Source organism: Streptomyces sp. 147326 (genome assembly GCF_045000215.1).
Classification (GTDB): Bacteria; Actinomycetota; Actinomycetes; order Streptomycetales; family Streptomycetaceae; genus Streptomyces.
The window spans coordinates 5309643-5324032 of sequence record NZ_CP134201.1; the positions used below are offsets into that span (position 1 = coordinate 5309643).

General features: G+C 72.9%; 11 protein-coding genes and 1 pseudogene. 9 read left to right on the forward strand and 3 right to left on the reverse strand.

Going from position 1 to position 14390, the window contains the following annotated elements; genetic code table 11:
* Nucleotides 1–109: 109 nt before the first annotated feature.
* The 3 genes and pseudogenes from RIU97_RS24390 to RIU97_RS24400 form a co-directional block, all read right to left on the reverse strand.
* Nucleotides 110–489: pseudogene (locus RIU97_RS24390) on the reverse strand (site-specific integrase); the annotation flags it as partial.
* A 69-nt stretch (nucleotides 490–558) separates the two neighbouring features.
* Nucleotides 559–795: a helix-turn-helix domain-containing protein gene (locus RIU97_RS24395; RefSeq protein WP_404959712.1), complete on the reverse strand. Its 237-nt coding sequence runs from the start codon at nucleotides 793–795 to the stop codon at nucleotides 559–561.
* Nucleotides 796–1169: 374 nt separating this feature from the next.
* A complete protein-coding gene (locus tag RIU97_RS24400) occupies nucleotides 1170–2939 on the reverse strand; it encodes a dolichyl-phosphate-mannose--protein mannosyltransferase (RefSeq protein WP_404959713.1) in 1770 nt (589 codons plus the stop codon).
* A gap of 152 nt (nucleotides 2940–3091) precedes the next feature.
* Between RIU97_RS24400 and rsmI the strand changes: the two genes are divergently transcribed.
* The 9 genes from rsmI (at nucleotide 3092) to RIU97_RS24445 (ending at nucleotide 14355) form a co-directional block, all read left to right on the forward strand.
* Nucleotides 3092–3946 (forward strand): 16S rRNA (cytidine(1402)-2'-O)-methyltransferase, encoded by an 855-nt coding sequence (gene rsmI / locus RIU97_RS24405; protein ID WP_404962918.1) that lies wholly within the window; start codon nucleotides 3092–3094, stop codon nucleotides 3944–3946.
* 161 nt (nucleotides 3947–4107) lie between these two features.
* Nucleotides 4108–4608 carry a hypothetical protein gene (locus RIU97_RS24410; protein ID WP_404959714.1) on the forward strand — a complete coding sequence of 167 codons (501 nt, stop codon included), beginning with the start codon at nucleotides 4108–4110 and terminating at the stop codon, nucleotides 4606–4608.
* Between the two features lie 10 nt (nucleotides 4609–4618).
* Nucleotides 4619–5500, forward strand: a complete 882-nt coding sequence (locus RIU97_RS24415) for a TatD family hydrolase (RefSeq protein WP_404959715.1) — start codon at nucleotides 4619–4621, stop codon at nucleotides 5498–5500.
* 444 nt (nucleotides 5501–5944) lie between these two features.
* Entirely contained in the window at nucleotides 5945–7246 is a 1302-nt protein-coding gene (locus RIU97_RS24420) for a ubiquitin-like domain-containing protein (RefSeq protein ID WP_404962919.1), read from the forward strand.
* Nucleotides 7247–7325: 79 nt separating this feature from the next.
* Nucleotides 7326–8246: a 16S rRNA (adenine(1518)-N(6)/adenine(1519)-N(6))-dimethyltransferase RsmA gene (gene rsmA, locus RIU97_RS24425; RefSeq protein ID WP_404959716.1), complete on the forward strand. Its 921-nt coding sequence runs from the start codon at nucleotides 7326–7328 to the stop codon at nucleotides 8244–8246.
* Complete coding sequence (locus tag RIU97_RS24430; RefSeq protein ID WP_404959717.1) at nucleotides 8243–9154, forward strand: 4-(cytidine 5'-diphospho)-2-C-methyl-D-erythritol kinase; 912 nt, start codon at nucleotides 8243–8245, stop codon at nucleotides 9152–9154. Before rsmA ends, RIU97_RS24430 begins: the two co-directional genes overlap by 4 nt.
* Before the next feature lie 210 nt (nucleotides 9155–9364).
* A complete protein-coding gene (locus RIU97_RS24435) occupies nucleotides 9365–10696 on the forward strand; it encodes an acyltransferase (protein WP_404959718.1) in 1332 nt (443 codons plus the stop codon).
* A 53-nt stretch (nucleotides 10697–10749) separates the two neighbouring features.
* The gene (locus tag RIU97_RS24440; protein WP_404959719.1) at nucleotides 10750–12558 is read left to right on the forward strand and encodes an ABC-F family ATP-binding cassette domain-containing protein; all 1809 of its coding nucleotides are present in this window, start codon (nucleotides 10750–10752) and stop codon (nucleotides 12556–12558) included.
* 156 nt (nucleotides 12559–12714) lie between these two features.
* The gene (locus RIU97_RS24445; protein ID WP_404959720.1) at nucleotides 12715–14355 is read left to right on the forward strand and encodes a PQQ-binding-like beta-propeller repeat protein; all 1641 of its coding nucleotides are present in this window, start codon (nucleotides 12715–12717) and stop codon (nucleotides 14353–14355) included.
* Nucleotides 14356–14390: the final 35 nt, after the last annotated feature.

Consider the following 14390-nt stretch of genomic DNA (forward strand, 5'->3'; position numbering starts at 1 on the left):
GACTCAATACGCTCCCTAGTGGCTTCCCGCTAACCAGGGCCGCCGCAGCCCTATTGGCCCGTCTCGGGATCGTGATCACGGTCCGGAGAGGCCTCGAACAGCCCGTCAACGGCTGGAACGAAGGCATGGGGCGGGTGCCGATGTACGGATAGGCGTGAAGCCTCAGCCGCCGCTCCGCAGATCGCGGCTCTTGATCTCCGTCGTGGGGGTCTTCACCCAGTTCTCGGCGAACTGCCGGAACGTGATGCGGTTGGCGCGCGGGTCCACGTACTGCCCTCGGGACATGTCGGCCGCGGTCTCGTTCAGCCTCGGCTCGGCAAGTCGCTTCTGCTTGTCCGGGAACGACTTGCTCTTCTCGGTGCCGTCGGGCCCGACGTACCGGGCGCGGTAGCGCGCGCCGCTGGCGTATCGGTCGGTCTTGACTCGCCGGCCCTTGCCGTCAGGCCCGGTCTCGGTCTTGTACCAGCGGTCTTGGACGTGGCCTGCCACGTGAGCGCCTTTCTGGGGAAGCGCTGAGGGCGGGCCCTGTTGGGCCCGCCCTCGTGATCGGGTGGTGGGTTAGGCGGCTTGGCTGAGGTCCGCGCGCTTGTGCTCGGCGACCCAGGCGTAGACGTCAGCGGGGTCGTAGCGGAGGTGTTTGCCGACGCGGAATCCAGGCAGACCGGTGCGCTTCTTGCGCCACTGGTAGTCGGTCTCCACGGGAACGTCGAAGAGTTCGGCGACGTCGTCGGGATTCAGGTATCGGTCGGGGAGGCCGGCGCGCAGGAGGGCGCGGGGGTCGCTCTGGGCGGGCATTGCTCCTCCGGCGGGTTGGGTGGGGCCCGTGTCTGTCCGACGTTCGGATCACCGACGTCGTTGCGGCCCGTGCAGCCGGTGCACAAATCGTCGGTTATGCAAATAAGCCCCGCAAGCAGCTCTCGCTCGCCTCAGCCGGTGCAGAAGTGGTGGTGACTCAGATGCAGGAGATTGCCGACTCCTTTGCCAGCTTCAGCTCTCCTGGCTAGCGGCTGTTCAGCGAGTGAGGTTCAGGCGGACTTCCTGAACAGATGTGGGCTCGGATCGGGGGGCCGTCCGTGGGCCGTCGAGGGCGGCCCAGGACGGCCAGCGACCACCAGCAACAACCACAGCGGGCCCGGCACCAGAAGGTGCCGGGCCCGTCGTTGCACCTGCTAGACCCAGGTGTCCAGCCACATGCGGCCGCGCCAGGAGTCCATCGGCAGGGTCTGGCCCGTGTAGATCGGCCAGAAGTAGATGAAGTTCCACACGATCAGCAGGACCAGTACCCCCGCCCCGATCGCGCCCAGCGCGCGCCGTCGCTCGGACGAGCCCGCCGGGCCCAGCAGGGCGCCGATCATCATCGCCACCGCCAGGCACAGGTACGGGACGAAGACCACCGCGTAGAAGTAGAAGATCGTCCGCTCCTGGTAGTTGAACCAGGGGAGCAGACCCGCGGCCACCGCACACGCGATCGCGCCCGCCCGCCAGTCGCGGCGGAAGAACCACCGCCACAGCACGTACAGCAGCGCGAAGCAGCCCGCCCACCACAGCAGCGGGGTGCCCAGCGCCAGCACCTCGCGGGCGCACTTGCCCGCCTCGGTCGCCGGGCAGCCGTCGGTGCCCGGCTCGGGGGACTCGTAGAAATAGGAGACGGGCCGGCCGAGGACCAGCCAGCTCCACGGGTTGGACTCGTAGGTGTGCCCCGAGGTCAGCCCGACGTGGAACCTGTAGACCTCGGTCTCGTAGTGCCACAGGCTGCGCAGCCACTCCGGAAGGAAGGAGAGCGAGCTGTGCGTGTCGTTCTTGGCCGCCCAGTCGCGCAGGTAGCCGCCCTTGCCGTTGTCCGGGCTGAAGATCCAGCCCGACCACGAGGCCACGTACGTCACGATCGCGACCGGCACCGTGGACACGAAGGCCGGCAGCGCGTCGCGGCGCAGCATCGCCGCGTACGGGGCCCCCGCGCCCGCGGTGCGGCGCGCGGCCGCGTCCCACAGCACGGTGAGGACCCCGAAGAAGGCCAGGACGACGAAGCCGTTCCACTTCGTGCCCGCGGCCAGCCCCAGGCAGACCCCGGCCAGGATCCGGTACGGCCGCCAGCCCAGCCGCAGCGACTCGGCGATCTTCGTGTCGGGCCGGGTCCGGCCCTCCTCGTCCACCGGCAGCGCGTCCGCGAGTCTGGCCCGGGCCCGGTCGCGGTCGATGAGCAGCGCCCCGAACGCGGCGAGCACGAAGAACATCAGCACCAGGTCCAGCAGCGCGGTGCGGCTCATCACCAGGTGCAGGCCGTCCACCGCGAGCAGCGTGCCCGCCAGACAGCCCAGGAAGGTCGAGCGGAAGAGGCGGCGCCCGATCCGGCACAGCATCAGCACCGACAGGGTGCCGAGCACGGCGGTCATGAACCGCCAGCCGAAGGGGGTGAAGCCGAACATCCACTCGCCGAGCCCGATCACCCACTTGCCGACGGGCGGGTGCACCACGTAGCCCGGGTCCACCGGGAGGGCGACCCCGTCCGGGTTGGCGAGGATCGACTTGTCGATGTCCTTGGGCCAGCTCGCCTCGTAGCCCTGCCGGACCGTGGCCCAGGCGTCCTTGGCGTAGTACGTCTCGTCGAATATCACCGCCTTCGGGCTGCCCAGGTGCACGAACCGCAGCACCCCGGCGACCAGCGCCACCAGCAGCGGCCCCGCCCACGAGAAGATGCGCTGCCAGATGCCCCAGGTCTCGGGAGGCAGACCGAACGTCAGCCACAGCTGCCGGGACGGCTTGGCGTACGGGGGCACCAGCCGGGTGCGGACGTCCGCGCGCGGCGACGCGGCGGCAATCGGCGCGTAGCCGAAGCCGCGCAGCCGGCGCAGCCAGGTGGGCGGCTCTACTTCGCGCCCCGCCGGCGAGGCGGCAGGGGCCCCCGCGGGGCTGGGCGACGGCGTCGCGGTACTGGTCACCGGCACATCGTAGGGAAGAGATCTGTGTGAGCCCCAGTGGCGGGGGCCTGACGCGGGGCGGCGGGGCGCGGGACTGAGAGGATGGGCGGGTGACAACTGACCAGCCCCGCGGTACCCAGCCCGCCTCCACCGCCGCCGCGGCCGAAGGCCCGATGGGCACGCTCGTCCTCGCCGGCACCCCCATCGGCGACCTCGCCGACGCCCCGCCGCGCCTCGCGGCCGAGCTGGAGCGGGCCGATGTGATCGCCGCCGAGGACACCCGGCGCCTGCGCCGGCTGACCCAGGGACTCGGCGTGCACACCACCGGGCGCGTCCTCTCGTACTTCGAGGGCAACGAGTCCGCGCGCACCCCCGAGCTGGTCGAGGCCCTGGCCGGCGGCGCGCGCGTGCTGCTCGTGACCGACGCCGGCATGCCCTCGGTCTCCGACCCCGGATACCGGCTGGTCGCCGCCGCCGTGGAGAAGGACATCAAGGTCACCGCCGTTCCCGGGCCGTCCGCCGTGCTCACCGCCCTGGCGATGTCCGGGCTGCCGGTGGACCGGTTCTGCTTCGAGGGATTCCTGCCGCGCAAGGCGGGCGAGCGCCTCGGCCGGCTGCGCGAGGTCGAGGGCGAGCGGCGCACGCTCGTCTACTTCGAGGCCCCGCACCGGCTCGACGACACCCTCGCCGCGATGGCCGAGGTCTTCGGCGCCGAGCGGCGGGCCGCGGTCTGCCGCGAGCTGACGAAGACGTACGAGGAGGTCAAGCGCGGCGGGCTCGGCGAGCTCGCGGCCTGGGCCGCCGAAGGGGTGCGCGGGGAGATCACCGTCGTCGTGGAGGGCGCCCCCGCCGCCGGACCCGGCGATGTGGACGCCGGGGAGCTGGTGCGCCGGGTGCAGGTGCGCGAGGAGGCGGGGGAGCGGCGCAAGGAGGCCATCGCGGCGGTCGCGGCCGAGGCCGGGGTACCCAAACGCGAGGTGTTCGACGCCGTGGTCGCGGCAAAGAATGCGGCACAGAAGATGCCGTAAGTCGGTAAAGGGCTAACCTGAAAAGCAAAGCTCAGACCGCGCACCGGGCGCTTTCGGCATGGACTCGCCCAAAGACCGTCCAACACTGGACAGGGCCTGATGCGCTCCCGCCCTAAGAGGCGTCCACTGGCAATGGCACCAGTGGAACAAGAGGAGCTGGCATGAGTGAGATCGCTGACACCCCGGTACCCGTCCCCGCCGCGGTCCCCGCCGCCGGCCCTGCCGCCGTCTCCAGCCCCGGCGTGCAGACCGTGCACGAGGCCTACTCCTTCGCGTGCATGAGGTGCGGGTACGCCTGGGAGCAGGCGTACGCCATCGAGCACCACCTCGACGGCCGGGGCGAGCCGTTCATCATGTACACGGTCAACGGCGAGCGGGTGCCCTCCCCGCTGTCCAACCCGACCTGCATGAACTGCGGCGGACACGTCGTACGGATCATGCGCGCGGGCCAGGTCTCCTCGGTGCTCGGCATGATCGACCACCTCTACCACCACCGCATCGCCCCCGGGATCGCCGGACCGGTGCCGGCCGGGGCCAATGTCCCCCGGACCCCGAAGCCCCGCAGGGGGACGCACGACTCCCCCGGACCCGTCGCCGTCGACCAGGCCCGGGAGCGCCGGGGCCTGCTCTCCCGCCTGATGGGCATCTTCCGCCGGTCATAAGATCGGCCGTATGAGCCCTTCCTCCGCCTCCAAGGACGCACTACCTCCGCTGCCCGAACCCCTCCGGGTGGCGGTGGCGGACTCGCACACCCACCTCGACATGCAGGCGGGCACCGTCGAGGAGGGCCTCGCGAAGGCCGCCTCGGTCGGCGTGACCACCGTCGTCCAGGTGGGCTGCGACGTGAAGGGCTCCCGGTGGGCCGCCGAGACGGCCGCCGCGCACCAGAACGTCCACGCGGCCGTCGCCCTTCACCCGAACGAAGCCCCCCGGATCGTCCTGGGAGATCCCGACGGCTGGTCGCGTCAGGGAGCCAGGGCCGGCGGCGGCGAGGGCGCGCTGGACGAGGCGCTCGCCGAGATCGAGGCGCTGGCCGCCCTCGACCACGTGAAGGCGGTCGGCGAGACCGGGCTGGACTACTTCCGCACCGGCCCGGAGGGGATGGCCGCGCAGGAGCGCTCCTTCCGCGCCCACATCGAGATCGCCAAACGGCAGAACAAGGCACTCGTCATCCACGACCGCGAGGCCCACGCGGACGTCCTGCGCGTCCTGCGCGAAGAGGGCGCCCCGGAGCGGACCGTCTTCCACTGCTACTCCGGCGACGCCGACATGGCCCGCGAGTGCGCCGCCGCCGGGTACTACATGTCCTTCGCCGGGACCGTCACCTTCAAGAACGCGGCGCCGCTGCGCGAGGCGCTGGCCGTGGCCCCGCTGGAGCTGGTGCTCGTCGAGACCGACGCGCCCTACCTGACCCCGGCGCCGTACCGCGGACGACCCAACGCGCCGTACCTCATTCCGCTGACGGTGCGGGCGATGGCCGCGGTCCGCGGCATCGACGAGGACGCGATGGCCACCGCGCTGGCCGCCAACACGGCGCGCGCCTTCGCCTACTGAATCCGCCCGTCCACCGGTGATCCACCCGGCTCCGCACCACCCGCTCCGACACGCTGAGTGCCCGTCCGACTTTGGAGCGTGACGACTCCTCCGCTAGGGTGCCGTGCCCGAACCCGGGGGTGCCGGATCACCAGTGGAGCGAGCGTCGTGAGCGATACGCAGGGCAGTCACCGCCGTGCCGGTCCCGTCCCCGAGGCGTACGGAGCCGAGCCCCCGGCCTGGACGGCCGGTACGGCGGATCCCGGGGCCACGCTCCGGGACCCCGATCCCGGCGTCCCGGGCCCGCGCGCCGGGAGCCGGCGGGCCGGCCGGCGCCGCCGGGGCGCGGACACCGCCACCGGTCCGGGCCGTCCGGGCAGAACGCCGGCCGAACTCGCCGAGCTGGCCGCCGTGGCGGAGCTGGCCGAACTGGTCGAACTGGCCCGGCTCTCCGAGGCCGACACGCTGGCCGCGCCCGGCTCCGGCCGCCGCCGGGCCGCGAGCCCGGCCGCCGTCGCCGTCGCACCCGCCCCCGCCGCCCCCGCCGCTCCGGCGGTTCCCGGGACCGGGCGTCGGGCCCGCGGCCGCGGCGCGCCCGCCGACGCCCCGGCCGCGCCGCCCGGAACCGGACGCCGCCGCGCCGCCCGCGGCCGCGGCGCCCCCGCCGAACCCCCCGGCGGGAACTGGCGGCGGATCGTGCCCCAGGCTCTGGTCGTCGCCTTCCTCGCGGGCGGCACGACGGCCTTCGTCGCCGCCGACAAGTCCGTACGACTCACCGTGGACGGGGTCCCGAGGAACCTGCACACCTTCGCCGGCGACGTCGAGGAACTGCTCGCCGCCGAAGGCCTCGGCGTCGGCCCCCACGACCTCGTCGCCCCCGCCCCCGGCGAACCCCTCGAAGACGGCGAGGAGATCGTCGTCCGCTACGGCCGCCCCCTGCGCCTGACCCTCGACGGGCAGCACCGCCAGGTGTGGACCACCGCCCGCACCGTCGAAGGCGCGCTGCGCCAGTTCGGCATCCGCGCCGAAGGCGCCTACCTCTCCGCTCCCCGCACCGCGCCCGTCCCGCGCTCCGGCCTCGCCCTGAGCGTGCGCACCGAACGCAGCGTCACCTTCATGGCCGACGGCCGCGAACGCACCATCCGCACCAACGCCGCCACCGTCCAGGAGGCCCTCGACCAGGCCGGCATCACCCTGCAGGGCCAGGACACCACCTCCGTACCCCCCACCGCCTTCCCGCGCGACGGCCAGACCGTCACCGTGCTCCGCGTCACCGGTACCCGCGAGGTCCGCGAGGAGCGCATCCCCTTCGAGACCGAGAAGGTCAAGGACCCCGACCTGTTCGCCGGCACCGAGGTCGTCGAACGCGCCGGCCGGCCCGGGGCGCGCCGGGTCACCTATACCCTGCGCACCGTCAACGGGGTCCGCCAGACGCCCCGCGCCATCGCCGACGAGGTCGTCCGCGAGCCCGTCACCCAGCTCGTCAAGGTCGGCACCAAGCCGCTGCCCAGCTCCGTCGCCGGCGCCGACGGCCTCAACTGGGCGGCCCTCGCCCAGTGCGAGTCCGGCGGGCGCCCCTGGGCCACCGACGCCTCGGGAACGTACGGCGGCCTCTACCAGTTCGACGTCCGCACCTGGCAGGGCCTCGGCGGCAGCGGCCGCCCCCAGGACGCGTCCGGCTCGGAACAGACCTACCGGGCGAAGAAGCTCTACGTGCAGCGGGGAGCGAGCCCGTGGCCCCACTGCGGCCGCAGGCTCACGTCGTAGCGGGCACGCCGGAACGCCTCCGCGAGCCGGACACCCGGTCCGGCTCGGGATCACCCGGCCGATCTGAGACGCTTTACCGGTGAGCACCGCAGAGCAGCAGCCCGAGAACCCCTCCTCCAGTACCCCCGGCACGCCCGACGCCCTCCTCGGCCCGGCCGACATCCGGGAGCTGGCCGCCGCACTCGGCGTACGCCCGACGAAGCAGAAGGGGCAGAACTTCGTCATCGACGCCAACACGGTCCGCCGGATCGTGCGGACCGCCGAGGTCCGACCGGACGACGTGGTCGTCGAGGTCGGCCCGGGCCTGGGCTCGCTGACGCTCGCGCTGCTGGAGGCCGCCGACCGGGTCGTCGCCGTCGAGATCGACGACATCCTGGCGGCCGCGCTGCCCGCCACCATCGAGGCCCGCATGCCCGCGAAGAAGGACCGCTTCGCGCTGGTCCACTCCGACGCGATGCTGGTGACGGAACTGCCCGGCCCGGCGCCGACCGCGCTCGTCGCGAACCTGCCGTACAACGTGGCCGTGCCCGTCCTGCTGACCATGCTCGACCGCTTCCCGACCATCGAGCGGACCCTGGTGATGGTGCAGGCGGAGGTCGCCGACCGGCTGGCCGCCGAGCCCGGCAACAAGGTCTACGGGGTCCCCTCGGTCAAGGCCAACTGGTACGCGCACGTCAAGCGCGCCGGGTCCATCGGCCGCAAGGTCTTCTGGCCCGCCCCGAACGTCGACTCCGGTCTCGTCTCGCTGGTGCGGCGCACCGAACCGATCAAGACCACCGCCTCCAAGGCGGAGGTCTTCGCGGTCGTGGACGCCGCGTTCGCACAGCGCCGCAAGACGCTGCGCGCCGCGCTGGCCGGCTGGGCCGGCTCGGCGGCGGGCGCCGAGTCGGCGCTGGTCGCCGCCGGCATCTCGCCGCAGGCGCGCGGCGAGTCCCTGACGGTGGAGGAGTTCGCCGCGATCGCCGAGAACAAGCCCGCGGCGCAGAGGCCCGCACTGTGAGCGCGCGCACGACGGGCGTGACCGTACGGGTCCCCGCGAAGGTGAACGTGCAGCTGGCGGTGGGCGCGGCCCGGCCCGACGGCTTCCACGACCTGGCCAACGTCTTCCTCGCCGTGTCGCTGTTCGACGAGGTCACGGCCACCCCGGCCGACACGCTGACGGTGACCTGCGAGGGCCCGGACGCCGACCAGGTGCCGCTGGACCGCACCAACCTCGCGGCGCGGGCCGCCGAGATCCTCGCGGCCCGCCACGGCATCGAGCCCGCCGTCCACCTCCACATCGCGAAGAACATCCCGGTGGCGGGAGGAATGGCGGGCGGCAGCGCGGACGGCGCGGGGGCCCTGCTGGCCTGCGACACCCTGTGGGGCCTGGACACCCCGCGCGCCGAACTCCTCGACATCTGCGCGGAGCTCGGCAGCGACGTCCCCTTCAGCCTCGTCGGCGGGGCCGCGCTCGGCACGGGCCGCGGCGAGCTGCTGACCCCGGTGGCCGCGGGGGCGTTCCACTGGGTGTTCGCGGTGGCCGACGGGGGGCTGTCCACCCCGGCGGTGTTCCGCGAGTTCGACCGGCTCACGGCCGCCGCCCCGGTCCCGGCCCCCGAAGCCTCCCCGGCGCTACTCGCGGCCCTGGCCTCGGGTGATCCCGACGCGCTGGGCGCCACCCTGGCCAATGACCTTCAGGCGGCGGCGCTTTCCCTTCGGCCGCAGCTGGCGCGGACGCTGGCCGCAGGCGTGGACGGTGGTGCGCTCGCCGCGCTGGTCTCCGGCTCGGGCCCGACGACGGCCTTCCTGGTCGCGGACCAGGAGTCGGCCGAGAAGGTGGCCGCCGCCCTCGAAGCGTCCGGCACCTGCCGTGCCACCCGCGTGGCGTCCAGCCCGGCCCCGGGCGCCACCATCCTGCCGTCCTGACCCCGCGGGCCGCTGCCGGGGGCCAGCCCCCGGACCCCGCGCCTCAATCGCCGGCGGGGCTGGATTTTCCAGCCCCGCCGGCGATTGAGGCGATCTTTCAGCCCCTCCGGCGTTTGAGGAGCCGGGTGCGGGGCGGAGCCCCGGTACCTAGGCGGGAGTTGAGTACCCGCACCCTGGCGGGGCGCCCGCGCCGGAGGCGACCGTAGTCCCATGACAGCCAGCGCACGCGACCTCGCCCTCGCCACCCCACCCGGCCGGGACCGGTACGTCGACCTGCTGCGGGTCGCCTCGCTCGGCACCGTCATCGGCGGGCACTGGCTGATGGCCGCCGTCAGCAGCGACGGCATAGGGAACCTGCTCGCCCTCGTGCCCGCCCTCCAGGTGCTCACCTGGGGGCTGCAGGTCATGCCGGTGTTCTTCTTCGTCGGCGGGTTCTCGCACGCCCTGTCCTACCGCTCCCTCGCCCGCCGCAGCGAGACCTCCGTCTACGCCGCCTTCCTCCGGGCCCGGCTCCAGAGGCTGTTGCGCCCCACCCTCGTCTTCGTCCTGGTGTGGGCCGCCGCCGCGCTCGCCGTGCAGCTCGCCGGGCACGGCGACGGCCGGCTGACCGGGGCCGCGCTGCGCCTGGTCACCCAGCCGCTGTGGTTCATCGGGATCTACCTCGCGATGGTCGCCTTCACCCCGCCCCTGCTGAAGCTGCACGAGCGCCACGGCTGGGCCGCGTTCGCCGCGCTGGCCGGAGCGTCCGCGCTGGTCGACGTACTGCGCTTCACGTTCGGCGTCCCCTACGTCGAGTTCCTGAACTTCGCGCTCGTCTGGCTCGCCGTCCACCAGCTCGGCTTCCTCCGCGCCGACGGCCGCATCCGCCGGCCCGCCGCCCTCGCCGCCGCGGGCCTCGCCGGGGCCGTCCTGCTGGTGGCGTACGGCCCGTACCCGCTGTCCATGGTCGGGATGCCCGGCGAGAAGGTGTCCAACATGGCCCCGCCCACCCTCGCCCTGCTCGCGCACGGCATGTGGCTCGTCGGCGCCGTCCAGCTGCTGGCCCGGCCCGCCACCCACTGGCTGGCCCGCCCCCGGGTCTGGCGCGGGGTGGTCGCCGCCAACGGCGTCGCCATGACCGCCTTCCTGTGGCACCTCACCGCCATGCTCGGCGTGTACGGGGCCCAGCTCGCCCTCGGCCTGGACCTCCCGGCCCCGGCCGGCTCCGCCTGGTGGGCGCAGGTCCCCGTACGGATCCTGGCGGCGACCGCCCTGACGGCCGTGTTCGTCACGCTGTTCCGCCGCTTCGAGGCCCCGGCCGCGCCGCGCACCGGCACGGCCGGCGGCGCCGGCGGCGGCCCCGTCGCCGCCCTCGGCATCACCCTGTGCCTCCTCGGCATCCTCGGCCTGTCCATGACCGGACTCGGCGGTCTGCTCGACGGCCACAGCGCCACCCTGATCGCCTTCCCCGTCACCGCGCCGGTCGCCATCGGGATGGCCCTCGCGGGCGCCCTGCTCGTGGAACGGTCAGCCCCGGCCCGGAGCGTTAGGCTGGGCAGCTGATCCACCCCCTCCCCCAGAGTCCGTCCGGGGGTACCCCACCTGGAGCGCGTCTGATGGCCGTCAATCTGGTCAATGTCGAGGCAGTCAGCAAGGTGTACGGCACACGTACCCTGCTGGACGGCATCTCCCTCGGCGTGTCCGAGGGGGACCGGATCGGCGTCGTCGGCCGCAACGGCGACGGCAAGACCACCCTCATCCGGATGCTCGCCAAGCTGGAGGAGCCCGACACCGGCCGCGTCACCCAGTCCGGCGGCCTGCGCATGGGCGTCCTCACCCAGCACGACTCCCTCGATCCCAAGGCGACCATCCGCCACGAGATCATCCGGGACATGGCCGACCACGAGTGGGCCGGCAACGCCAAGATCCGCGACGTGCTCACCGGACTCTTCGGCGGCCTCGACCTGCCCGGCTTCGGCCAGGGCCTCGACACCGTCATCGGCCCGCTCTCCGGCGGCGAGCGCCGCCGCATCGCCCTCGCCAAGCTGCTCATCGCAGACCAGGACCTCCTGATCCTCGACGAGCCCACCAACCACCTCGACGTCGAGGGCATCTCCTGGCTGGCCCAGCACCTCCAGGAGCGCCGCTCCGCGCTCGTCTGCGTCACCCACGACCGCTGGTTCCTCGACCAGGTCTGCACCCGCATGTGGGACGTCCAGCGCGGTGACGTGCACGAGTACGAGGGCGGCTACAGCGACTACGTCTTCGCCCGTGCCGAGCGCGACCGCATCGCTGCCACCGAGGAGTCCAAGCGGCAGAACCTGATGCGCAAGGAGCTGGCCTGGCTGCGCCGCGGCGCCCCCGCCCGGACCTCCAAGCCCCGCTACCGCATCGAGGCCGCCAACGAGCTGATCGCCGACGTGCCGCCGCCGCGCGACAAGTCCGAGCTGATGCGGTTCGCCAACGCCCGCCTCGGCAAGACGGTCTTCGACCTCGAGGACGTCGGCGTGCACGCCGGTCCGAAGGAACTGCTCAAGCACCTCACCTGGCACCTGGGCCCCGGCGACCGCGTCGGCCTCGTCGGCGTCAACGGCGCCGGCAAGACCTCCCTGCTGCGCGCCCTGGCCGAGGCCGCCCGCACCCAGGGCGACGTCCAGCCCGCCGCCGGCAAGATCACCGTCGGCAAGACCGTCAAGCTGGCCTACCTCTCGCAGGAGGTCGGCGAACTCGACCCGTCCCTGCGGGTCCTGGAGGCCGTCCAGCGCGTCCGTGACCGCGTCGACCTCGGCAAGGGCCGCGAGATGACGGCGGGCCAGCTGTGCGAGCAGTTCGGCTTCACCAAGGAGAAGCAGTGGACGCCGGTCGGCGACCTCTCCGGCGGCGAGCGGCGCCGGCTGCAGATCCTGCGCCTGCTGATGGACGAGCCCAACGTCCTCTTCCTCGACGAGCCCACCAACGACCTCGACATCGAGACCCTGACCCAGCTGGAGGACCTCCTCGACGGCTGGCCCGGCTCGATGATCGTGATCTCCCACGACCGGTTCTTCATCGAGCGCACCACCGACACGGTGATGGCGCTGCTCGGCGACGCGAGCCTGCGGATGCTGCCGCGCGGCCTGGACGAGTACCTGGAGCGCCGCCGGCGGATGATCGAGGCGGCCTCCCCGGCGCCCGCCCCGGCCACCGCCGCCGCGGCGGCGAAGACCGCCGCCTCGGTGGACTCCCGCGCCGCGAAGAAGGAGCTCCAGAAGATCGAGCGGCAGCTCAACAAGCTCGCCGACCGCGAGGGCAACCTGCACGCCCAGATCGCCGAGAACTCCACCGACTACGACAAGGTGGCCAAGCTCGACGCGGAGCTCCGCGAACTGCTCGCGGACCGCGACGATTTGGAGATGCGCTGGCTGGAGCTGGCCGAGGAGGCCTAGGTTCCGCTCGCCCGGCCGGGCCAACTGGCCGGATAACGACGGCGTCACGGGCCGGTCCTCCCTTGGGAACAGGGGGTGGACCGGCCCGGTGTTCGAGGGCCGGCAGTGATAGAAAGGTCATCCTCCCCGACCCGCCGAAGCCGAAAGCGTGCGCTGATGACCGAGCCGCCCCAGCCGCCGAACCAGCCACCGACTCCTTCCGGTTACGGTCACCTGCCCGGCCCCCCGCAGCAGGGGTACGGATACCCGCAGGGCGAGAACCCGTACGCGCAGCAGGCCCCGTACGCGCAGCAGCCGCCCACCGTCCAGCAGCAGCCGCCGGCCTACGGCTACCCGCCGCCGCCCGGGATGCCCGGTGCGCCCGGCGCCCCCGGGATGCCGCCGAAGAAGAAGCGGACCGTGCTGATCGCCGCCTCGGCCGCCGCAGCCGTCCTCGCCGTCGCGGTCGCCGGCTACGTCGCCTTCTCCGGGGACGACGAGGACCCGAAGCCGCCCGTGGCGCAGGAGTCCACCGACGCCAAGCCCTCCGGTTCCCCGTCCGTGGACCACGGCGACGGCAACGGCAACGGCTCCGGCGGCCAGCAGGCCGACCTCAACTCCGGCCGCAAGCAGGGCGAGGACAAGGTCCTCTGGTTCAAGACCGCCAAGGTCGACGGCCCCGGCATGGGCGTCGACTCCGCGGCCCAGTGGGTCGTCGGCGACACCGTCGTCAAGAGCGTCTGGAAGTCCCTCAACGGCTACGCGGTCACCGACGGCAAGGAGAAGTGGACGCTCGCCTTCCCAGCCCAGATCTGCTCCGTCGCCCGGGACGTCACCGCCGAGGGCAAGACGGTCGTCATGTACCGCGACGGCGAGGGGGAGAACGCCTCCTGCACGCAGATGCGCGTGGTCGACCTCAAGACCGGCAAGGAGGTCTGGTCGAAGGAGGTGCCCAAGGAAGGGCTCTTCGACATCTTCACCAGCCCCACCCTGGCCATGACCGGCGACACCGTCGCCGTCAGCCGCGGGGGCACCGCCAGCGCCTTCAAGATCAGCAACGGTGACAAGCTCTTCGGGAGCGCCATGGGCACCGGCTGCAAGCCCGACGGCTACGAGGCCGGCAACGGCAAGATGATCGCCGTCGCCACCTGCAGCGACGAGGACGCCAGCGCCGAGGTCCACGGGGTCGACCCGGTCACCGGTCAGAAGGCCTGGGCCTTCCGGCTCCCCAAGAAGTTCAAGGTCACCAGCATCTACTCGGTGGACCCGCTCGTCCTCGACATCGGCAACGAGGAGGCCAAGCAGCGCTCCATCGTGGTCCTGGGACCCGACGGGAAGCAGACCGCCACCCTCGCCGGCGAGGGCAGCTTCGCCGTCGGCTGCGGCGACACCGGCATCTTCCGGGCCCTGACGACCTGCCCCTCGGCCGTCGTCGACGCGGGCACCCTGTACCTCCCCACCGCGGCGGAGGCCGGCAAGGCCAACGAGATCGTCGCCTTCGACCTGGCCACCGGCAAGGCCAAGTGGCGTACCCCGGCCGGCGACAAGCGCACCCTCACCCCGCTCAAGGCCGCCAACGGGCAGCTGATCGCCTACCGCAAGGCCGAGGAGGATCAGGGCGGCGAGGTCATCTCCATCCCGGCCGGCGGCGGCACCCCCACCGCACTCCTGCGCCACCCGTCGGGCCCGGCCGCGCCGATCGAGAGCTCCTTCCGCACTCCGAAGCTCGACTACGTGGACGGACGGTTCTTCATCTCCACCTCCCGTCTGCAGGCCAAGGGCACGGACGAGAAGCTCCTGATGGTCTTCGGCAAGTGACAACGCGTCCAACGAGCAGCCCAGCGAGAGGCAAG